We start from the raw sequence: 22335 nt of genomic DNA, 5'->3' as shown, positions 1-22335 counted from the left end.
AACATGAGTTCTTCACGAGAAAACTGGGGTTCCAAACTCGGTGTCATTCTCGCAGTCGCCGGTAGCGCGGTGGGTCTCGGCAATTTTTTACGCTTCCCGGTTCAAGCGGCAAGCAACGGAGGCGGGACCTTCATCATTCCCTACCTCATCTCCTTTCTGGTTCTGGGCATTCCGCTCTCTTGGATAGAATGGACGCTGGGGCGCTATGCGGGAATTCTTCGCCACGGCACGTCGCCGAGCGCCTACGATAAAATCATCGACCGGCCTTGGGGAAAGTATTTGGGCTCCCTCGGACTTCTCCCTCCCCTGTTCATCATCTTCTATTACGTCTTTATCGAATCCTGGATCCTCGCCTTCGCCTGGTATTCCCTGACCGGAAAACTGATGGCGGTCGTCCAAGCCGGGGAGATTACCGAGTTCTTCCGGAACTTTATTTCGTTGAACGAAAAAATCGGCAGCATTCCCGCAGCGATACTCTTCTTTGCCATCACATTCGTGTGCAATATGGTTTTGATTTTTCTTGGAGTGCGCAAGGGAATCGAACGGGCGAATAAAATTTCCATGCCGATTCTCGTCATCATGGGAATCATTCTGGTCGTCCGCGTCCTCACCCTTCCCGATATTGGCAAGGGTCTCGCCTTCATGTGGAATCCCGATTTTTCAGCTCTCCTGGAACCCCGAATCTGGCTTGCCGCAGCGGGGCAGGTATTCTTTACCATGAGCCTCGGCATGGGCATCGTCTTTTGCTATGCTAGCTACACCAAACGGCACGACGACATCGTCCTCTCTTCCCTTTCGGCGGGATCGGCGAACGCCTTTGCCGAAATCATCTTGGGCAGCACCATTGTGATTCCGCTAGCCATTCTCATCCTCGGATCCAACATTGAAGAATGCGCCAAACTGGGAACTTTCGGGCTGGCGTTCCAAAGCATGCCTCTCGTATTCGGCAAGCTGCCGCTCGGCTCCGTTTTCATGACCATCTGGTTCTTTATGCTGTTCATCGCCGGGGTCACCAGCGCCATTTCCATCATCCAGCCTTTAATCAGTTTCTGTGAAGACGACCTAAAAATTTCCCACAACAAGTCCGTCATGACGATTGGCCTCATTTCCCTTGTCGGCGGAATCATCGCTATCGCAGGCAATGCGGCGGGCGCCATTGACGAACTGGATTTCTGGGGCGGCAGTTTTCTGCTGGTCGTTTTAGGAGCCGTCCAAGCTCTCGTCTTTGCCATCGTCCTCGGCAAAAAACGAAAGAACCGCGATTCCGTAGCCTTCGAACTTTTAAATTGCGGAAGTGCCATCAAGTTGCCGCGGATTTTTCGCATCATCATCCGCTACGTCTGTCCGGCGGCACTGCTCACCCTGCTGGTCGCATGGATTTTCCACGATGGACTGAACGTCCTTTTGATGAACAACATCGATCCCAAAGCCGTCGTTTCCTTCTTCGGCTGCGAATTTTCTCAAAAGTCCTTTGTCCTGGGATTCCGCATTTTCCTGCTAGCCCTTGTCGGACTCCTTAACGCGGCGATTTGGTATGCCTGGAAAAGCGGGCGCGCACAAAAACACAGGAGGATAGCCTAATGGAACTGACTCTCGGCGGACTCGTCTTTATGATTGCCTCGTGGACGGCCATCATCGGATTGAACACATTCTGCTTCTACAAAATCTTCAAAAAGAAGAAATAGCGTTTACAAAAAACGAAAGTTCCGGCATTTCCAGATGGATCTGCCGGATTTTTATTTGGCGCATTCCATTCAAGTTTAAAAAGGGCAACAAAAAGGGCCGATTCGTTAGCGCCCTTCGACAGGCTCAGGGACCGCCGGTTAGTGCAACTCGGCAAGCTCGGTAACCGCTTGTCGAACTAAGCCTCTTTGCGAGGTCGCTGAGCTTCGCTTAGTGAGCTTGTCGAACTAGCCGAAGCGTGATCAGTTGAAAATTGGGAGTTGGAACTGAAAACTGAGTTCACCTTGTGAAAGAAAAATGCTCCGTTTGAAAAGAACTTCACCTAGTGAAAAACGAGTATTTGGTGGAAGATTGCCCATCATTCCCCAAAATAAAGTACTAACCACAGACCACTAGCACTCTCATACAAATTGACTTTTTAGAAGATGCCAAAAATCAAACGCTTTTGCCATCTGAAACGCTTCATTCGTCCAAAAAGAATTCTGGACGAATGAGAAAAACGGCGTCATTTAAACTAGAGGTTCATAAACTTCGTCTGGAAGGTGACGCCTTGCTGTCGAATCCGGATCAAGAAGCCGCCTTTGGAAAGTTTCTTCGTCGAAAGGAAATGCGTTCCAGCCGATTTCGCAGAAGTTTCTTCAAACCGTTTATTGCCGAGCAAATCCAAAATTTCCACTTTCGTTACGCCCGATTTCGGAAGCGTAAACTGTACGCCGCCGGAAAGTTTTTGGAATGAGATATTCTGTTTTAAAGGAGCCGCAAAAATCGGGTCGGGAATGGTATCGATTTCCGCAGAACAAGCCGTATAGGAATCCGGGTTTGAAGCCAGAAAACCTTTGACCAAAGAACCGGAAGTGCTGTATTGAAGATTTGTCGCCGACGCGCCCGATGTAAAAGCAGCCGTGCCTTCGTTGATTTTAGAAGCCGACCAATTCGCCCAGGAAAGTTTATGCGTATTCAAGTATTCCTGCCAGCTATTATTCCGGCTGACATCCGGCGAGCCGCCGCCATCGGAATTTCCCGTTCCCCATTCCGAAACGAACACGGAAAGGCCCGCATTCATCGCCGTCAATCCATTCGTCCCTTCGCAATTGCCACCCCAACTATAAGATCCATCCCAGCAATGGGAATTTGCATAATAATGGAGAGTGTAGGCGGTATTTTTCTCGGAGTCCGAGACTTCATTACCGATAACTTCCTGCGGATTCTGATCCCAAGAGCGGGTTCCAACGAGAATCAGATTATCGGAATACTGGCGAATGGCCGCCACTACCTGATTCGCGTAATTTTTAATCGTCGTCCAAGAAATATCCGTAGGTTCATTGTAGATTTCAAAAATCACGTTATCATATTGCCCATAAGCTTGCGCCATTTCACTAAAGAAAGCCACCGCGTTGGAAGTCTGTTCATGCGCATTATGGGAATGCCAGTCGATAATCACATAAATATCATTTTTTATGGCCGCTTCTACGACGGTTTTGACAAATTGTTTTTGATTATTGGGATCGCTCGTATATCCTTTGAGCGAAATGCCGTTCCAAGAGCCGCTCCAATCCTCTGTTCCCGTCGCCATGGCCGCCCGCACTATCTGGATTTTCATGTCATTCACCATCGTTGTCACGCCCGCATCGGTCCAGAACTCCATCGCATCTGGCAGAAGGCTCCAATAAAGGCTCATTCCGCGAACCTGAACTTCGGCACCATCTTGAACGCCTTTGCAAGAACCGTAAATTTGTCCCTTGCCGCTTGAATTTTTTCCAGCCATCAATTGTCCGTATTGACTGACAGGGCCGACACGTTCTGCTGTGATCGAAAAGGCACTCGTCACTGCAAGCAATCCTGCAACAATAGCTTTATTCCAATTCATAAAAATCTCCATTCAAGGGGTTCTTTTAGAAATATAAGCCATTTTTTTGAAGGAAGGGGAAATTTTTCCCGATGACGTTTACGGATGTGTACGAGCGCACAGAAAAATATCCCAAAACTAACCGCCAAAGCAAGTCCAACAAATAAAAGAACACTTGATTCTCCATTTCACGATTTCCAAATCCAATATTTTTTCTATATTCTGCGTTACTGGTAGAAACCAGCGGAGCTTTAGCTCAATTGGTTAGAGCCACGGACTCATAACCCGTTGGTTCCGGGTTCAAGTCCCGGAGGCTCCACTTAAAGACTTCGGCATTGCGCCGGGGTCTTTTTTATTTTGCATACAGAATCATTTGAATCCTATTCGCCACATAAAAGCGAGAAACGACATCAAGGCGGCATCCTATCGTTTAACGAATTCCAGAAAAATGCGTGGACGGCAAAATATTATTTGATACAAGCCGGAAAATGTGGATAGACAGCAAAATATCATTTGATATTTATCGGGAAACGCTTGAGCGAGCCAAATATCATTTGATGCAAGCACTAACTCCTATCCACTAACCACTAGCCTTTCCCCTCTTCCAACTCTCTAATCCTAAACCTTTAGCGCAAGTTGCTATCTTTACCCGCGCAATGGCATTCTATTCAGACGACGTCCTCCAAGATTTGAAACAGCAGACGAATATCGCGGACATCATCCAGCAATTCGTTCCGCTGAAGCGTTCCGGATCCGGGCGCTTTGTCGGGCGTTGCCCTTTCCACAACGACCATTCCCCATCGATGAACGTAAACACGCAAATGGGCATTTACAAATGCTTTGCCTGCGGAGCGGGCGGCGACGTTTTCAAATTCATCATGGAACACGAAAAAATGGACTTCAAAGCGGCTGTGGAGTGGATTGCCAATGCGACCGGTTTTCAGCTTCCGTCCATCCATCACGCGGAAAATCCGAAAAATGCCGAAGAACGTTCCCTTGTCCGCGAGTTGAACGACCTCGCCGCCGATTGGTTTGTAGAGCAGCTTCCCCACAGCGAAAAAGCCCTCGGCTACATTTCCTCCCGGCACTTGTCCAAGGAAACGCGCCACTTTTTTAAAGTCGGATACGCTCCGGACGGACGCGAAGGCTTTTTGAGTTTCGCCGCCAAAAACGGATTTTCTCCTCGGCAGCTTGTAGAAGCGGGACTCGCCGTCGAAAGGGAGAACGGAGGCATCGCCGACAAATTCCGTGACCGTCTGATGTTCGCCATCGAAAATCTTTCCGGAAAAGTGGTCGCATTCGGCGGGCGCATTCTCGACAAAGAGAAAAAGGCCCCCAAATACCTGAACAGCCCGGACACCGCCCTCTATAAAAAAGGTGAAATCCTATACGGGCTTTCCAAATCCAAAAATGAAATTCCCAAAGCGGGATCGGTCATCCTCGTCGAAGGCTATTTCGACATGATCAGCCTTTTTCAGGCCGGCGTAAAGAACGTCGTCGCCGTTTCAGGAACAGCCCTTACCGAAAAGCACGCCGAAATCCTTTCGCGCTACACCAAGACCGCCTATCTGGTCTTCGACGGGGACGAGGCTGGGCGCACGGCGACAAGACGCACCATCGAAATCGTTTTGCCACAAGGCATTATTCCAAAGATTGTCGCCCTTTCCCGCCCGAACGGAGAAAAAATCGACCCCGACAACTTTGTGAACGAACACGGCGAATCCGCTGCCGACGATTTTCGGGCCGAGCTTACCCACGCCGAAGACTGGTTCAGCTACCTTTCCCGCATTTCGCCGACGGACACCGTCGAAGACAGGGCGAAGTTCATCACCCACATCAAATCCATTCTCGTCAACATCCGCGACAGCGAACTGCAAAACCAGTATCTGCGCATTCTGGCCGAACGCTTTGGCACTAGACCCGACTTTGCTGGCATCCGCCCCGAAAAAGAAAAACGGAAATTTCAAAAAGAGGACGAACTTCCACAAGCTCCCCCGAAGAGCAAGTCCCCTGGCAAGCACTCCCTCCGCTGGAACTCCGATTCATCCACTTGGTCATCGCCTCCCCTTCTCTTTGGGAAGCGGCCAGCGCCTTCTTCGATTTGGATTTCGCCGCTTCGGGAGTCAGCCTCTTCGCTTCCGAAATTCTGGACGAGCTGTTCAGCACTGCCATCGCGGAATACGCGGAAACAAAACAGATCCATCTGATGCGCCTTCACGATTCGCTTTCGCCTCTCCCCGCCCAAGTCCTCGAATCCTTCGGGGATGAATCCTGGAAGCCGGAAGCTGCGCAAAAGGAATTTCTGGAAACCCTGGCCGAGCTGGAAATCCGCACGGCCGAGCGCATGAGGGATGTTCTCAAGACGAAGCCAATAACCGGCGAAGTCATTCAATGGCGTCTGGATTTGCACACCTTTGCTTCTAAAATGCAGCAAAACCGAACCCGCTACGGCGAAGATCCTTCCCTAAGTTCTACCTTTTTCAAAAACCTGCTGGATTACCGCAACGAACTCGTCCAATTCAGCAGCAAATTATAAATTGGAGTCACCATGCTTTCTATCAAAAATCTCAAAGCCAGCCTGTTGGATGGAACGCCGATTCTTCAAGGCATCAACCTGGACGTGAAACCCGGTGAAGTTCACGCCATCATGGGACTCAACGGCTCCGGAAAAAGTACTCTGGCAAAAGTCATCAGCGGACATCCAGCATACAAAATAGACGCAGGCTCCGTCGAAATGGACGGCAAGAATCTGCTGGAACTCGATCCCGCATCCCGGGCGAACGAAGGCTTTTTCGCCAGCACCCAATACCCAATAGAAATCCCCGGAGTTCCCAACGTGGAATTTTTGCGCATGGCGGTAAACTCCAAGCGTGCCTACTTGAATCAAGGACCCGTTTCCGACGAGGAATTCAACCGGCAGCTGAACGCCGCCATGGAACTTTTGGAAATGGACGAACGCTACCGCACCCGCGGACTGAACGACGGCTTTTCGGGCGGGGAAAAAAAGCGCAACGAGATTTTGCAGATGGCGATGCTCCTTCCCAAATACGCATTTCTGGACGAAACGGATTCGGGACTCGACATCGACGCCCTGCGCATTGTTTCCGGCGGGATCAACCACTTGCGCACACCGGATCGCGCCATCATTCTGGTGACGCATTACGAACGCCTGCTCGACTATGTGAAGCCGGATTTCGTCCACATTCTGCTCAAGGGGAAAATCGTTCTGTCCGGGGGACCGGAACTGGCGAAAAAACTGGAAAAAGAAGGCTACGAAAACCTTGAGGGCATCGTCTAATGCAAAAAGAAGCTTTGGAAAGAATCCGGGCGATTGGCCTCCCGACCCGCCACTCCGAAGACTGGAACTACTTCCCCATTTCCCTGCTCGCCCAGGCAGAAGGGCTGCGCTTTATCGCCGACCCGTCCATTCCCATTGAACCAAAGGACGACCGCAACGAAGAACGCCTGTCCCAAGCGGGAATTTCCCCAAAGGATTTTCAAGTCGAAAGCGAAACCGATTTTGCCGCACTGCTTCCCATCGCCCTCGGCGCTCAAACGCTGGTCAAGAACATCGGCAAAGGCGAAAGCGAAAACGGCATTCTCAAAGCGCACGACGAATTTTCGCACACGGTCTTCCGCATCGGCGACGGCGCCCGGGTTTCCCTTGAAATTCTGGAAAATAAAATCCCACGAAATCTTTCGGCGGAACGGCTAGATTTTTTTGTCGGAGCGAACGCCCAGTTGGAACTTTTCTCCACCGAGGAATCCCACGCCGGGGAACTTAAATTCCGCAGCATCCACGTTTTCCAGTCCGAAAATTCCCAAGTCGATATTTTGGATTTCAATCGTACAGAGTCCGTTCGCCGTATCGAAGTCAAGGTGCTTCTCAACGGAGAAAACGCCCGTTTTGCCTTCCGGGAACTGAACCGGCTCTCGGGCGAAGCCAGCGAAAACGGATTTGTGCGGGTGCAGCACAATGCGCCGCAGTGCAAAAGCCATCAATTTGTGCGCAACCTGCTTTCGGGAGCCTCTTCCATGAGCTACGACGGCGGCGTCATCGCCAGTGCGAATTGCCCCGGCACCGATTCTTCGGAACTCGTCAATACCATCCTTCTTTCCGACGATTCCAAAGTCCGCGTCAAGCCCACACTCAAAATCTACCACGATGACGTTTCCTGCTCCCATGGCAATACGGTCGGCTCTCTGGACGACGAAGCCATTTTCTATCTGACGAGTCGCGGGATTGAAAAAGAAAAAGCGGAGGCGCTTTTGCAGCAAGCCTTCGCCAAAGATTTAATTGCCGAGCATCCGGGCAAAGCCGGACGCGAACGCCTGTTCAAGTTGTTGAACGCCTAGGGCAAGATTCAAACCATTCGCTAGCGCAGATTTTTCTTGGCACCCCGCAAAAGGTTTTTCACCTGTTTCGCCGTCATCGGCGGTTCTGTCGGCGTGTTGCGCCGTTTTTGCGGCATGCAGTCTTCACAATAAAAATGCACGACCCTTCCAAAACTTGCGGCACCGCCTTCTATCACCATTTCACGGGAAATGTAGGAGTGCAGAGCGGCTTCCTTTTTGCATTTTTCACAAATACCGATTTTGGGCTCGGACGCTTTCTTTTCGCGGGGGCGATTATCCCTTTTTTTCGTTTCTTCCCAAGCGCGGGCAGAAGCAGCATTTTTCGCCAAAAACTTGTCTGAAATCATATCTACAACTCCTTTTTGATACTAAAAATCCGCCGAGAAAGGAACAGTCCCAAAAGGGTATGCCCCAGCGACGTAGAAGCATGGTTGGAATCGTAGAGGCTCCGCGCAAACTTTCCCCGTAATAGCTGCTCCTTTTCAAAATTCTCCACATGGGCGGCAAAATCCAGAACGTGGACTCGGTCTCCATTTTCCAAAGTACGCATCTTCCCATTTAATTTTTCCACTTCCGTTGCCGCTTCGGGAAAAGCTTCTTGCGGAATCGTCAGCAGATACAGCACCGAAGACGTCTTGGAAAGAATTTCTTCGCACAGGCGCTTGTAAACGGCAAAAACTTTTTCGGCGTCCGCACCCAGACGCAATTCATGCAATCCGAGTCCCAAGACAATCCTTTCGGCCAGTTTCCCGAATATGTCGCAAGGCGCGCGGGAAAGTACGGAAGCCAGCGGATAGCGGACCAGCGGAGAAATGGCAAATTGCACAGGCCGGGTCGGATATTCGCAAAGGACCATTTCGGAAAACAGGGTCGCCGCCTCGCCGTCGGCACCCATCAATTCATCGCCGATAACTTGGATTCGATGAGTCATGGATATAAACTACTTTATTTAGCCTTTCCACACACATAATTCCCAATATTTTTCTTTTTTTCGGCGAAAAACGATGCGATTTCCCGTTTCAACCAAAGCCCGAGGCACATTTTCAATCGGCTCCCCGTCATCGACAAGAAAAAGAATTTCCTCGCCGGAGTTCACTCCCGAAAGCACAAGACGCGCCCGAACGGAACCCATGGGGCAAGCAACTCCCCGCAAGTCCACAGGAGCGGAAGCAAAGCGGTGCAGACCGAGTTCCGCCGGAAAGCTAAAATCCCGGGATCTTTCGCAAAAACGGACAATCTCTTCGGCATAGGCCTTCGGCTGCGCAATCCAGTCTCCCAGTCCTTCGGGAAGAGCCGACTTTGGCAACCGCTGGATAAAAGAAAGAGCCTTTTCCGGCGAAAAAACGGCAAAAACGGAATCGGAACGGCGCAAAATCCCCCCCAAGCGTGCCCCAAAAGAAGCAAAAGCGAATTTCCCAGATTTTCACATTCCCGATTCGCTTCCAGCCATTTTTCCAGAGGGGATTTTTCCAACCGATTTTGTGTCATATTTTTGTCACTAATTCCGAACGGAATATAGCATTATTTCTTTTGTAATTCTATATTTGGCCGCAAGCATCGATAATGCAAAAGGTTTAAAATGGCTCAATACTTATTGGATATCCTCTTTGTCATCTACGTCATCGCAGGGATCGGACTTGTCGTTTACGGATTCAACTGCTACTGGAGCATCTATCTTTTTCTCAAGAATTCTCGCCGGGTGCGTCTCGCCGATCGCAAGAATCTGCTCCGCTTCTACCGCGACCACAAGATGGATGAACTCCCGAAGGTCACGACCCAGCTTCCCGTTTTTAACGAAGCCAACTGCGTGGAACGTCTCATCGACGTCGTCTGCGCCATCGACTACCCGAAGGATAAGCACGAGATCCAGGTCCTCGATGATTCGACCGACGACTGCTACGAAGTGACCAAACGCAAAGTCGCCGAAATGCAGGCGAAGGGCTACGACATCAAGCTCATCCACCGCACCAACCGGAAAGACTTCAAGGCGGGCGCCCTGAAAGAAGGCCTGGAAGTGGCGAAAGGCGAATACGTCGCCATTTTCGATGCGGACTTTGTGCCGAACAAGGATTTTCTTTTGAAAACCGTCCCCTATATGGTGATGGACTCCTCCGTCGGACTTGTACAGGGACGCTGGGGACACTTGAACCGCACGGAATCGGGTCTGACCCTTGCCCAATCTATTGGCATTGACGGGCATTTTGTGATTGAACAGTCCGCGAGGAGCTGGGGCGACCTCTTTATGAACTTCAACGGCACGGCGGGCGTATGGCGCAAGCAGGCGATTATCGACGCCGGCGGCTGGGAAGGCGACACACTGACCGAAGACATGGACTTGTCTTACCGGAGCCAGCTCGCCGGTTGGAAGATGAAATTCGTCTTTGACGTCATCGTTCCCGCCGAACTCCCCGACGATATCAACGCCTTCAAGGCGCAGCAGTTCCGCTGGGCAAAGGGTTCCATCCAGACGGCGATGAAAGACTTGCCGCTCGTATTCAAAGCGAAAGTACCGTTCCGCAAAAAAATCGGAGCGTTCCTGCACACGACCCACTATTCCATTCATCCCTGCATGCTTTTTACGGCGTTGTGTTCCTACCCGCTTCTCGCCTGGTTTGAACCTGTCGCCCATTTGCCGGTCTGGCTTTTCACCGTCGGATTCGTCTTTATTTTCCTAGCCGCCATTGCTCCTTCCACTCTTTATTTTGTCGCCCAGCGCTGCTCCGGCTATACCGGCTGGAAAACCCGAATGCTCTCCCTTCCCGTTCTTATGGCGATGGGTGTCGGCATTGCGATTAGCAACACGCGCGCCTGGTTTTCGGCGGTCTTCGGCAAGCAAGGCACTTTTGTCCGCACTCCCAAAACCGGCGGCAAAAAGCATTCCCATTTCCGGCAGAAATTTCCGTTCCTCGCCCTTTTGGAAATCGGCGTCGGCATCTATTGCGTTCTAGGGCTTCTCGCTTATATCGGCGCGCAAAAATTTATCATCGGGCCGTTTCTCGCCCTCTACGCTGTCGGCTTCCTTGCGGTCGGCTCCCTCAGCTTCATCCAGTATTTCCAGAATTTGCTGAACATTCATAAAGAGAGCAAGAAGTAGCGATCTTCCCCTTTTCATTTCCACGGCGGATGCCCTAGGCATTCGCCTTTTTCTTTCTATTCCATTCAAAAAGAGTCGTCCAGCTCATTACGAGCCCCAGAAAGTCCATTCAAATTCCAAAAAAGGATTCCAAAAGCCTTTTTTTAAATATTTAAAGAAACCTCTTGAAAATCTTTTTTTTTTGTTACATTAAGCACTAGCCATTTTAAAAAGGATCGATGCTTATGAAATTTTTGCTTCCCTTGCTGCTTTTCGCGGCAATCTCCTTTGCGAAGCCTTTGGTTGTCTATACCGGAGTTTATTCCGTCAGTGAAGACAAAAGCCTTGGCAATATTAAGCTATTTGCACCCATGTTTTTTGAAATTTTTTCCAAATGGCAAGCGTCCAACGCCCTTCCATTCGACCTGATATTGGAAACCGACGCCGAAGAGACAAAACACCTGGCAGCAGACCCTCTTTCCATGGCGATTCTTGTCACCCGAGACGACCTCCAAATAGAGCATTTTAAGCGGCTTGGGGTAACCAAAACGACGCAAAATCTGGGATTCAGCGTACTCTTTTATCAAAGCAGAAAGACGGACAACGGCACAGTCAATACTATTTTGGCAGCCTTGCCGCTAAATTCCTACATGTCCAACGAAAAGCCCCTTTCGACCAGCGAAAAAGATCCCGATCGCGCGGTGATGACGAAAAAAATTGCGGACGAGCTGATTCGGAATCGCTTCGCAAAAAGAGTACGGAAACTCGGCATCGACGAAATTGAAATAGCGACAGAATGTTCGGAGGGCGAGTGCCGCGTAAAGGATTTCAAGAAGAAAGGGTTGGAAATCGGTCAAAGCGTCACCCTGAACACGGAACAAGGAGACTTTGAAGCATACATCGCTGACGCAAAAGGAACTCTGGAATTTGAAGAAAATGGAGCCAAGGAATTGATTTCGTCGGTCGGTGTAGCCAAAGGGAAAGCGTCAAACCTGAAGGGATACAGCGAGGAAACCTGGCAAGTGGTCAATGTGGAAATAACATCCAAAAAAGCCGCCAAACTTTTTCAAAACGAACCGACACAAGCGCAAATCGCCCAATGGTATTCCGATTTTCTGAGCGAAAGCGGTAAAGCGGTTCTCCCTCCCATCAGCGGTCTTAAATGGACGCAAAATTCCATGGGATATACCGAAATGATTCTGGCCAGTGCCGACGGCGATATGGAAAAATTTGTCATGGCTCCTGCGCGTTACAAGGTAACTTTGGGCTTTAGCGGAGTCGCCAACGGCGTTGTGAAGAAAAACACCATTGAAGAAATTTGGGCTTATAAAATTTGGCTAACGAACAAGACTAATAACCAAAAAGCCAAAGAAGAGGAATTCACAACAAGCAAAAAACTCACCGTCCAATCCCAGGAGCATCGTGAAATCGACGTGTTTAGGGATTTGCTTCATGTCAGTGTAAAAAAACTGGCTGAAAAAGGAGAATAATATGAAAAAAGTCTCGCTTCTTTTATTTCTTTGCTTTTTAGGTTTTTGCTTTGCCGCAAATGACCAAAAAGTAACCGTTACCGGATTTGCGACCGAAAAAAAGCCTACAAAAGAAGCTTACGAAGACGCCTTGCAAAACGCCTTGCGCAACGCCGTCGAAAAGAATTTAGGTACCTGGATAAAAAGCCAATCCTCCTCCGTCAACTTCTCCGATGCGAATAGCCTCAACCAAGCGAAGTACGATATTTTATCCAAGGCCAATGACTTCATCGTAAATTACAAAGTCCTGAAACGCGGTCTTTCCTCCAAGGGACTTTACGAAATAACCATCGAAGCCGTGGTATCTACAGACAGGCTTTCCGGAGAATTGCGCAAGTATGTGGGGGAACTCAAGTCCAAAATGGACAATCCTTCCATCGCATTTGTATTGACCAGCTGGGAAAAGAAAGGCGTATTTACCACCGTTACTTCCAATGCTAGCCTTTCTTCCAAGAATTCCTATTCCGGAAATGCGGAAGCTTCGACTTACGCCAACGACGAAGCTTCCGTAGACGCATCTGTTCGCAGTCAAAGTTCCAGAGCGGGCAATTCCAGCCGCAATTCTTCCGTATCCGCCAACGGACGGTATTCCGCTTCCGCAAGCGGCAGCTACTCCGGAGCTGTAGATGGTTCCGCCCATGTGGATGGCGACGAAAATTCCGTTTCTTATCGGGGAAAGCATCATCAAAGAGCGAACGCCGACTATTCCGCACAAGCAAGCGCCGATTACAATGAAAATCGAAGCGGCGGCTATGATTCCAATGACCGAATGAACGCGTCCTACTCGGCTCAGGGCAGATCGACCAGGCAAAGCGACCGCGCAAGCAAAGTCAGCGGTTCCAGTGAAGTCAATGCCCAGGCATCCCTCTCGGTAACGACCGGCAAGATTGACGAAAATCTATACGCCAAATTTGCCGATATGAGCATCATCGACGGCTTCCAGCAAGAGTTCAAGGAAAAAGGCTTCGATTTGAAAGCCGCAGACAGGGCACGAGAAATCGCCGTCGCCCCCAGTGCTCTGCAAACCGGCATCAATATCAATGACCGTTCCGCTGTTCGTGATTTGGCAGAAAAGGAAGGGGCGAACTTTGTCGCGCGTGGCGAAGTGATGCTCCTGGGGCAAAGCCGTTCTGCAGCAACCGGCCAAATCGAAGTGACCGGAAAAATCGGGACGGAAATCATCGACGTGAACTCCGGGGATGTGGTCGCCTCCTATTCCAATACCGTTACCGTTTCCAATTCCAATGTGGACAAAGCTAAAGCCCAACTGATTAAAAAGGCTTCCGTTGTCGCCGCCAGAACATTGGCTAGCCAGACTTTGCAAACTTGGCAAGAACGGGCGGAAAAAGGACGGCAATACACCGTTGAAATTCGCAACATGACCAAAGCCCGTTCGCAGAAACTTCCTTTCGAGAAAGCTCTAAAATCCATCGCTTCCATTTCCTCTCAGACTTCTCCGTCCAAAGGCGTGCAGACCTATACCCTTCTTTATAAGGGGAACAAGAGCGATCTTGGCGAAGCCATTATTGGGGCAATCGGAGATGCCAAGGGCTTTAGCGAAGAGGAATTTGACGGTCCCAACGATGAAAACGGCAAAATCGTTTTCTCTTTCACAAAATAGGCATCAAAATTTCACACACATCAATCCAATCAGGAGTCATTATGAAAAAACTCATCGCATTGTTTTCCGCTTTTCTTATCCTTTCCGGTTGTGCCGGTATTATGGGAGGCGGAAATCCTAAAATCAAAAGTCTAGAAGCGACCAGCACCAATATCACCGCGCAATTCTTCCTTGCATTGGGAGAAAGCGTTGTGGCTTACGAAAGTGCTTTATTGGCAGTCGGCAACAAGACCGAAGCCGAACGCATCAAATCGGAAGCAGGAAACCTTCGCGAAGACGACGATAAGGATAAACTGGAATCCTCCATCGGGATGCTCAACGAAGTCGATTTGAGCAAGGAACTAGAACAGGCCGGCGAATTGAGCGCGGAAGGCAAGGCGCAAATCGGCGCGGCCATCTTGCATTTGGGCATTGCCATTTTCTACGATGGAATCGTAGCAACGGAAGTTCCTGCTGTTGTGACAGATGCAAAGGATATTCAGCAAAACCTGTCCGCTGCTGACGCCATGCAGGCAGGAAGTATCGCGAACATTATCACTAACGCTTCTTGGATTGCCAATATCGCGCCGGATCAGCTGGCTTTGCTGAAAACGAATTTTTCCACATTGAAAGCTTATGCGAACGCCCACGGCATTCCCGTTCCTAGTCAGGAAGAAATCGAAAAAGAAGCTTCCAGTTTGAAAAGGGAATAACCAACATAATCGAGGCTTTTATGAAAAAGATTCTTTTACCCTTATCCCTCCTCGCCTCGTTGCTTATCGGCTGCGCAGGAAGCGGGTCGGTTCCCGGAACAACTGCCGTGCAAACCAACCTGAATATCCTCACGCAGGAAAAGAGCGAAATGTTAGCCCAGGACAAATATGCTATCGTCGAAGTGGGCGAAGGAATCGCCAGTCGGGAGCAAATCGCATTGAACAAGGCCGATATGCAAGCCCGTGCAGCAGTGGCTCGTACGATGAAGCTGAAATCCCAGGAACTTCGTAAAGATTTCTATGAAGAAGTCGGTGAACAAGAGACGTCGCATAATGAACAGGTAATCGAGCAGGTTACCAGTGAAATGATAAGCGGCGCGACTGTCGTCAAATCTTTGACGGAAATGACCAAAGACGGCTCCTATAAAGTTACCGTCCTGATGGTCGTTAACGCCAATGTCTTTGAAAAAATGATGAAAGCCCTCAACGCTTCTGACGAAGTCGCAAACAAGGTCCGCGCCCGGGTGGAACGCGGTTACGCAGAAGCAGAGGACCGTTTCGAAGCATACGACAAAAACAAATAGCAAACGATAGGGATGGAAAATGTTGGTAAAGATTTTATCCGTTTTTTTATTACTGGTTTCGTCAGCCTTTGCGCAAAATTCAAAGTTCGATTCCCGCTATCAAGCCGCAGAAAAAACTTTTGATGCGTATAATGGCAAAACCGGTTCACAAGAAAGCGGAGCGTCTACACCAACATTTTCTTCCCCTCGTACATCTTCCGATAACGTTCAAATTCCTTTTTCCATTCTTGTTTTGCCTGCTAAAAATGCCAAAAATTTATCCGAGTTGGAAATCGTCAATAAAAATCCCTATTCTCGGACATTGATGGAAAGTCTTAACACTTTTTTTTCAAAAAAGAATTATGAGCTAAAACTTCTTGACCAGCAAAAAGAACTTGAGAATTTCATATTGACACAAAATGCGATTTCTGGAAAGGAAGAAGATTTAGCTTATTTGGCAAGTCTGTATGTAGGTGCCGATATTTATGTGAAATTCACAGGCAACTTGTCATCAAAAAAAATAAATGTTCAACTGAATGCTTACGAATCCACAACAGGTCAATTGATTGGTAGCACTAGTTCAGAACAAATAATTCCGAACGCTAAAGAAAATCAAAAGTATATTCAAATTGCCGCAACCGATGCTGCACGCCAGCTCGACACGAAGTTGCAAGATTATTGCCAAGCGCAAAAAAAGAGTACACAATACAAAGTCATGATGAATCTTGTCGGCGATTTCGACGAGGATTTCATCGAGGATATTCACGAGCAAATTACGATGAATATTCCGGGATTGTTTCAAAAAGTCATTTTCAACGTGATGACCGAAAAAACGGTGGATATAACCGTTTACGCCAATCCAGCCAAATATTCCGATTCCCAAGCAATCTACAGCGCCATTCGTGGAAAGTTAAAATCAGTAGTAGGCGTCAAGAAAACCAACATCACTAAAAAATTGATTTTTATGGACTTGAAATAAATGAAATTTATTTTTGTTTTTATTCTTCCTTTTTTCGGCCTTATTAATTTGGCGTTTGCCTCCAACATCGTAAAATATGTAGGATCTTCCACTATTTCGCAAGAAGAGGCAAACAACACCGCCATTTCGGGAATTGCAAAACAGATTATAGCAAATGTTTCCACTTCAGAACAAATGATTGTGGAAGATGTTACTCAGGGTAACAAAAGCCAATCACAAGAAAAATATTCTGCAACTCAAAATATCCAAAGCGAATTGACTTTAAAATGGATTAAGCTGGAAGTTCTTCCTAAAAGCGGTTCGGAATTTAAAGCGCGGGCGATTCTCAATATGGATGAAGTAGAAAGCGCTATGCTTTTGCGGATGCAGGAATTACAAGAAGAAATTTCAATTCACGAAAGCAAGGGAATGGAGGCTTTAAAAATCAGGAACTACAAAAAATCTTCCGACGAATTGATGACCGCCATCCCAAAAGTTTTCATATACAATGAAATGCTGGATGTACTTTCCAAATTAAAACCGATAAAAAGCTCCATCAAACTAAATCATCGGCTTCATGAACTTGAAGAACAGCTGATTTCAAAACTGAATTTTGTCAAAGTAGGGATAGATAGCAGTTCTCTAAAATATAGCGAAGGCTTCTTTTCTTTTGATGTCAATGTATTTGACGATTTGGGTCCCCTAAGCGGATTACCCATAAAAATTTTACAAGGGTCTAAAATTTTAATGAACCGGCAAACACAACAAGACGGTGTCGCCCATTTTGAATTGAATAAATTTTCTAAAAAAGGAAATACTCTTTCCCTTTTATGCCTACTAGATTTGCCCGAAGGATTGTTGAAAAAAGCCGGTTTAAATCAAGGGATCCGATTAACGTATGAATACAAAAAGAAAGAGAACCAATCCGGAGTCGCTACTAAAAACGAGGAATCCTTCTTTTTGATTTGTCCCTATCATGATGGCATTTGCAAGGCAACTTCAAATTTTTTAAGGAAACACGGCATTTCTCTCGAAAACGACAGTTCTTTAAAGAAAATTCATTTTTCCTACGGCAAAAGCATCCAAAGAACCATAAAAAGCGCTGGCGTGGATATTATTACCTATGATTTTTCCCTTTGCCTGAACAACGAAATTTTTTCATTCTGTAAAAATTTAACCGCTGCCGGAAAAAGTGAAGCGGATGCTCTAGAAAAAGCCTTAAAAAAGATAAAAAAACTTGAATAAAGCGGACATCGGCATTATCGGCTTTTTGTGGAACGTGTATATATTATTCCCATGGCAATTTCCTGCAAACAAAAACGGCATTTTTCCCGGCTGGTCATTCAGAAACAGGAACCGGCAAGCTATAAGCAAATCGAAATGCGAACTTTGAAAGTCGGCATCGGGATAAACGTACTCATGGGAATCTGCGGCTGGGTCGGCTATTATTTCGCAAGTTCCTATGCGCTCGCTCTCGACGGCAGCCTATGCATCATCTCGGCGGTGAGTTTCATCATCGCGCTTTCCATTACCCGCGAACGCGACGTGACCAGCGACGAATACCCCTTCGGCATTTACAGCATCGAAAACGTTTACGCCCTGCTGCAAGGCATTTTGCTTATCGCTATTACGGTCTATGCGATTTTTCAGGGCGGCGAAAGCATTTTCCATTTCTTTTGCGGAGGGCGCGCGGAACCGGAAACGCTTAAGCTGAAACCTTTACTCATCTATACGATAGGCATGGTTTTCGCATGTGCCGGGGTCTGGCTCTACTACCGTAAACAATCTCAAAGAACCGGCGAAGAAAGTCCCATTCTCCGCTCCGAAACGGTCGCCGCCTATATGGACACTCTAGTCACCATCGGTACGGGAATCGCCCTCGTTCTCATGGCGGCGGTTCCGTCCGATTCCAAGCTTGCCTTTCTCAACTATATCGGCGACTCTATCATCGTCATCCTAATTTCCCTGCTATTGCTTCCCGCTCCTATCCGCCTTGTTTCCCATTCGTTTTTTTCCCTTATCGGAAGGACCACGCAAAACGCATCCCTGAAACGGAAGACGGAAGCCGTCATCAAAACCAGCCTCGACAATTCCTTTCGCCTGAAAAAAGTTCTGCTATTTCATATCGGCTCCTCTTACGAAGTCGATGTCACCATTTCGCCGGTAAACGATGCGGAAATGAACATTTTCCGCTTTCGCGAGACCCGAAAAGTTCTGGAAGAACGTTTGAAAAAGCTCTACCCCAATCTGGTGCTGCAACTTTTTCTGGAATGAATTTTTAGAGCAGGCCTAAAGCCTTCGCAAATAAATCTTTTCGGAACGATCGCCCCATAAGCTTTTGTGATTTATCCTTTTGAAGGGATTTTATACCATCTTCCAACAAATGCTCGCGATTAAAATTAGTTATTAGTTATTAGTTATTAGTTATTAGTTATTAGTTATTAGTTATTAGTTTTCAGTTCCCAGTTCCCAGTTCCCAGTCCCAACTCCCAACTCTCAACTAACCCCTAATCACCAGCCACTCTAATGCAACCGATTTTTTGAAAATGAATTTTTAAAGAAGACCAAGAGACAAATCGTCAAAATTATTATCTTTGGCCAAGTATTCAAAAGGGACTGTCGTATATGTACAAAATCGGTTTTGACAACGATGCTTATCTGAAAATGCAATCGGAAAAAATCGCAGAGCGCATCGCCCAATTCGGCGGAAAACTCTACTTGGAATTTGGCGGAAAACTCTTTGACGATTTTCATGCAGCCCGCGTGCTCCCGGGTTTCGCGCCCGACAGCAAAATCCGAATGCTCACCAAGATGAAGGACAAAGCCGAAATCATTATCGCCATCAATGCAAACGATATCGAAAAAAACAAAGTGCGTGGCGATTTGGGAATCACTTACGACATGGACGTTCTGCGCCTGATTGACGCTTTCCGCGGCTACGGTCTATATGTCAGCAGTGTCGTCCTCACCCGATTCGACAATCAGGCAAGCGCCGTCGCCTACCAGAAGAAACTCGAGAATCTCGGATTGAAAGTCTATCGGCATTATTCCATCGAAGGCTATCCGTCCAACATCCCGCTAATTGTGAGCGACAACGGCTACGGAAAAAACGATTTCGTGGAAACGAGCCGCGAACTCGTCGTTGTGACGGCTCCGGGTCCTGGAAGCGGAAAAATGGCGGTCTGCCTTTCCCAGCTCTATCACGAAAACAAGCGCGGCATCAAAGCGGGATATGCGAAATTTGAAACTTTCCCCATCTGGAACATTCCTTTAAAACATCCCGTCAATCTGGCGTACGAAGCGGCGACTGCCGACCTGAACGACGTAAATATGATAGATCCCTTCCACTTGGAAGCTTACGGCAAGACTACGGTAAACTACAACCGCGATGTGGAAATTTTCCCTGTGCTGAACACGATATTTCAGCATATCCTCGGAAAGTCCCCATATAAATCCCCGACCGATATGGGCGTCAATATGGCGGGCAACTGCATCATCGACGACATGGCGGTTTGCGAAGCCTCCAATCAGGAAATCATCCGGCGCTATTACAATGCGCTTTGCCAAGTGCGCAAAGGCCAAGCGGAACAGGAGCAGGTCTATAAATTGAAACTGGTGATGGAACAGGCGCACGTTAGACCGGAAGACCGAAAAGTCGCCATTGTCGCCGAGAAGAAAGCGGAGGAATCGAATGCGCCGTCTGTCGCCATCGAACTTCGGGATGGCACGATTGTCACCGGCAAAACGACTTCGCTTCTTGGAGCCTGTTCGAGCGCCCTCCTGAACGCCCTCAAACATCTGGCCGGCATTCCCGACAAAGTCAGCCTGCTCTCCCCGATGGTCATCGAACCCATTCAAAATCTAAAAACCCAGCAACTTCGGCACCAGAATCCCCGATTGCACATGGACGAAGTTCTAATTGCGCTTTCGGTCTGCGCCCTGACGGATTACAACGCCAAAATCGCCCTCGAAAAACTTTCGGAACTCGAACACTGCGAAGTCCATGCAAGCGTCATCCTCGCCCAAGTCGATGTGGACCTTTTCCGCCGTTTGCACGTCAATTTAACGACGACACCCAAATACCAGACGGCAAAGCTCTATCACGAATAAGCCGAACACCCTCTTTTAAAATTCAAAATCGGGCGCACACCGCACTCGATTTTTTTGCAAAAATATTGGAAGAAATTTTTCAGCGGAGGAATTCCTTCAGCGCCGCCATGCGGCTTTCCGCGTATCGCAGTCCCATTTCATACGAGGCGTTCAGGCGTTCCAAATTCGTTTCAAAAAGGTCGCAGAGGTCGGCTTTGGGGCGCATCAAAAACACCTTCCCCTCTTTTTCCAAAGCCTCCAGCGTTTCGAACATACGCGTGTAACGGCGGAAGCGCACCATCATCGTACGGAACAGATTCGGGTAGCGGTGCTTGAACATCGGATTCAGAATCACACTGTACTTGCGGAAATCCGTCACGGACTCGCCCGGATAGTGCGTCGAAATCACCACCACCTTGTCGCAGCCCTTTTCAAAAGCCCGGCGGTAGGGAATCGGATCGGAAACAGTCCCGTCCACATAATGAAAATTGCCTATCTGCGCAATCGGGAAAAGCATAGGCACGGAGCAGCTCGCATTCACAATGTCCAAAAGGCGACGTTCGCTTTCCTTTTCATTCAAATAGACAGGACGCCCCGTTTCACATTTGGTCAAGGTAAATTCGCATTCCACATCGGATGCGAAAAAATCCTGAAAATGAAAGGGCATATCTCCATAAGCGGCATCGTAATGCAACGCATGGGACTCTTTTTGAATGCCGTCCAGAATCCGGTTCGCCCGCTTCTCGCCTCGCTGCAATTTCGTCGGCATGATGATATGGCGCAAGCGCCCCTTTTGCCTCGTGACGTAATTCATGGCGGCGTGCCCGCCCGCCGAAACCCCGCAGATATACGGAAATACAATTTCCTCGTCCAGCATAGCGTCCAAAATGCCCGCTGAAAAAATCGTCTGGCGAGAACCGCCTTCCAGAACAAGGCCTATTTTCATTTTTCCCCCTCTCCCGGCAAAATTTCTTGAGGGGTTTCTGCCGTCGCGGGAAGGATTGCGGCTTCTTTTCCTAAGGCCAGCTGTTTCAATTTCCAGACTTTCTGCCTAAAGTATTCGCCGCGTTCCGCCAAATGTTTAGAAGAGGGGATGCCAGCGACCCTTTCAATTTTTTCCGCATCGCCAATGACAATCTGAGTCCGATGCCCCCACTTGTAAATGCCGTCAATGCCAACGGAAACAACTGGCGCACCCGTCGAACGAGCCAAGAAAGCAAATCCCGTTTTGAACTCGTTCAAAAGCCCATCGTAGCGGCACTTGCCCTCGGGAAAAATGATGACCGAATTGCCCTTTTCCAGTTCGCGCCGGGCGAGCAAAGCCCATTCCGTATCCATATTAAAACGATCGCAGGGAATCACGCAGTCCGTGTGCTTCAGAGCCCAGCTGAAATGCGGATCTTCCACCTGGTCCTTGGCGACGACAATGCTCCGCTTGTGAAAAAAAACGGCGAGCATCATAATGGGATCCCGCATACTCGTATGGTTCGCAATAATCACCGACGGAGACCGGAGATTCGTCGATTCAACACTCTTATCCGTAAAGCGGACTTTCGGGCGATACCAGACAAAAAAGAAGCCGCGCACGGTGTAAATGACCACCAAGACTACAAGACGCATGAATCGTTCAAAAAACGAGAATTTCTTATTCGCGCTAGACATCGCCCCGAAAATATAGAAATATTTACGAAAAGCCTCTTGCCGATTATCTTGCGAAACACCCCCCAAAAGCAAGTTCCTAAATAGAGTTGTTGCATTTTTCCCTGTCGTCGATAATCACGATTGTTCCCACATCATGCATTGCGATGCAAACTTTTAAAATCGGCTTCCGTATCAATATGGGAATCCAGCTAGGAAACTTTAATGAAGCGCAACAGCGGCGGCAACTTTTAAACTATTATGAATCTCGCCGAGAGCGAATTTTT

The 22335-nt window shown here is 48.3% G+C and carries 20 protein-coding genes and 1 tRNA gene; 15 read left to right on the top strand and 6 right to left on the bottom strand.

Annotation, left to right across the window (positions count from 1 at the left end; translation table 11 throughout):
* Nucleotides 1–3: 3 nt before the first annotated feature.
* Complete coding sequence (locus BGX14_RS13195) at nt 4–1581, top strand: sodium-dependent transporter (protein ID WP_095880129.1); 1578 nt, start codon at nt 4–6, stop codon at nt 1579–1581.
* A 616-nt stretch (nt 1582–2197) separates the two neighbouring features.
* Here the strand turns inward: BGX14_RS13195 and BGX14_RS13190 are convergent.
* Nucleotides 2198–3550, bottom strand: a complete 1353-nt coding sequence (locus BGX14_RS13190) for a glycoside hydrolase family 5 protein (protein WP_158223330.1) — start codon at nt 3548–3550, stop codon at nt 2198–2200.
* A 224-nt stretch (nt 3551–3774) separates the two neighbouring features.
* Between BGX14_RS13190 and BGX14_RS13185 the strand changes: the two genes are divergently transcribed.
* From BGX14_RS13185 to BGX14_RS13165, 5 genes are all read left to right on the top strand, one after another.
* Nucleotides 3775–3848 (top strand) — tRNA-Ile (locus BGX14_RS13185).
* 337 nt (nt 3849–4185) lie between these two features.
* Nucleotides 4186–5736, top strand: a complete 1551-nt coding sequence (gene dnaG, locus BGX14_RS13180; RefSeq protein WP_095880127.1) for a DNA primase — start codon at nt 4186–4188, stop codon at nt 5734–5736.
* Nucleotides 5736–6065, top strand: coding sequence for a hypothetical protein (locus BGX14_RS13175; RefSeq protein ID WP_095880126.1), 330 nt, complete (start codon nt 5736–5738; stop codon nt 6063–6065). The genes dnaG and BGX14_RS13175 overlap by 1 nt, the downstream gene beginning before the upstream one ends.
* Before the next feature lie 12 nt (nt 6066–6077).
* Complete coding sequence (gene sufC / locus BGX14_RS13170) at nt 6078–6827, top strand: Fe-S cluster assembly ATPase SufC (RefSeq protein ID WP_073302462.1); 750 nt, start codon at nt 6078–6080, stop codon at nt 6825–6827.
* Nucleotides 6827–7885: a SufD family Fe-S cluster assembly protein gene (locus BGX14_RS13165; protein ID WP_095880125.1), complete on the top strand. Its 1059-nt coding sequence runs from the start codon at nt 6827–6829 to the stop codon at nt 7883–7885. The genes sufC and BGX14_RS13165 overlap by 1 nt, the downstream gene beginning before the upstream one ends.
* Nucleotides 7886–7905: 20 nt before the next feature.
* On the opposite strand, the gene BGX14_RS13160 is transcribed toward BGX14_RS13165, so the two are convergent.
* The 3 genes from BGX14_RS13160 to BGX14_RS13150 are packed head-to-tail and all read right to left on the bottom strand — an operon-like array spanning nt 7906 to nt 9257.
* Complete coding sequence (locus BGX14_RS13160; protein ID WP_073302458.1) at nt 7906–8232, bottom strand: hypothetical protein; 327 nt, start codon at nt 8230–8232, stop codon at nt 7906–7908.
* A gap of 2 nt (nt 8233–8234) precedes the next feature.
* Nucleotides 8235–8816, bottom strand: coding sequence for a hypothetical protein (locus tag BGX14_RS13155; RefSeq protein ID WP_073302456.1), 582 nt, complete (start codon nt 8814–8816; stop codon nt 8235–8237).
* Nucleotides 8817–8834: 18 nt separating this feature from the next.
* Nucleotides 8835–9257 (bottom strand): sulfurtransferase TusA family protein, encoded by a 423-nt coding sequence (locus BGX14_RS13150; protein WP_143394253.1) that lies wholly within the window; start codon nt 9255–9257, stop codon nt 8835–8837.
* Nucleotides 9258–9464: 207 nt separating this feature from the next.
* On the opposite strand from BGX14_RS13150, the gene BGX14_RS13145 reads away from it, so the two are divergent.
* The 9 genes from BGX14_RS13145 (at nt 9465) to BGX14_RS13105 (ending at nt 20431) form a co-directional block, all read left to right on the top strand.
* A complete protein-coding gene (locus BGX14_RS13145; RefSeq protein WP_095880123.1) occupies nt 9465–10979 on the top strand; it encodes a glycosyltransferase in 1515 nt (504 codons plus the stop codon).
* A gap of 350 nt (nt 10980–11329) precedes the next feature.
* Nucleotides 11330–12448: a hypothetical protein gene (locus BGX14_RS13140; RefSeq protein WP_158223329.1), complete on the top strand. Its 1119-nt coding sequence runs from the start codon at nt 11330–11332 to the stop codon at nt 12446–12448.
* Nucleotide 12449: 1 nt separating this feature from the next.
* Entirely contained in the window at nt 12450–14108 is a 1659-nt protein-coding gene (locus tag BGX14_RS13135; RefSeq protein ID WP_095880121.1) for a hypothetical protein, read from the top strand.
* Nucleotides 14109–14149: 41 nt separating this feature from the next.
* On the top strand, nt 14150–14800 hold the full coding sequence (locus BGX14_RS13130) for a hypothetical protein (protein ID WP_095880120.1): 651 nt from the start codon (nt 14150–14152) through the stop codon (nt 14798–14800).
* A 20-nt stretch (nt 14801–14820) separates the two neighbouring features.
* Nucleotides 14821–15384 carry a hypothetical protein gene (locus BGX14_RS13125; RefSeq protein ID WP_095880119.1) on the top strand — a complete coding sequence of 188 codons (564 nt, stop codon included), beginning with the start codon at nt 14821–14823 and terminating at the stop codon, nt 15382–15384.
* Nucleotides 15385–15403: 19 nt separating this feature from the next.
* Nucleotides 15404–16342, top strand: a complete 939-nt coding sequence (locus tag BGX14_RS13120; protein ID WP_095880118.1) for a hypothetical protein — start codon at nt 15404–15406, stop codon at nt 16340–16342.
* On the top strand, nt 16343–17566 hold the full coding sequence (locus BGX14_RS13115) for a hypothetical protein (protein WP_095880117.1): 1224 nt from the start codon (nt 16343–16345) through the stop codon (nt 17564–17566).
* A gap of 51 nt (nt 17567–17617) precedes the next feature.
* Nucleotides 17618–18595, top strand: coding sequence for a cation transporter (locus tag BGX14_RS13110; protein ID WP_095880116.1), 978 nt, complete (start codon nt 17618–17620; stop codon nt 18593–18595).
* Nucleotides 18596–18946: 351 nt separating this feature from the next.
* Nucleotides 18947–20431 (top strand): DUF1846 domain-containing protein, encoded by a 1485-nt coding sequence (locus BGX14_RS13105; protein ID WP_095880115.1) that lies wholly within the window; start codon nt 18947–18949, stop codon nt 20429–20431.
* Nucleotides 20432–20510: 79 nt separating this feature from the next.
* Here BGX14_RS13105 and BGX14_RS13100 read toward each other — a convergent pair whose 3' ends face one another.
* On the bottom strand, nt 20511–21356 hold the full coding sequence (locus BGX14_RS13100) for a patatin family protein (RefSeq protein WP_095880114.1): 846 nt from the start codon (nt 21354–21356) through the stop codon (nt 20511–20513).
* The gene (locus BGX14_RS13095; RefSeq protein WP_073302594.1) at nt 21353–22072 is read right to left on the bottom strand and encodes a 1-acyl-sn-glycerol-3-phosphate acyltransferase; all 720 of its coding nucleotides are present in this window, start codon (nt 22070–22072) and stop codon (nt 21353–21355) included. The genes BGX14_RS13100 and BGX14_RS13095 overlap by 4 nt, the downstream gene beginning before the upstream one ends.
* Nucleotides 22073–22335 lie beyond the last annotated feature (263 nt).

This window comes from Fibrobacter sp. UWS1, assembly GCF_002300445.1.
GTDB lineage: Bacteria > Fibrobacterota > Fibrobacteria > Fibrobacterales > Fibrobacteraceae > Hallerella > Hallerella intestinalis.
This window is presented reverse-complemented; position numbering and strand designations above follow the sequence as displayed.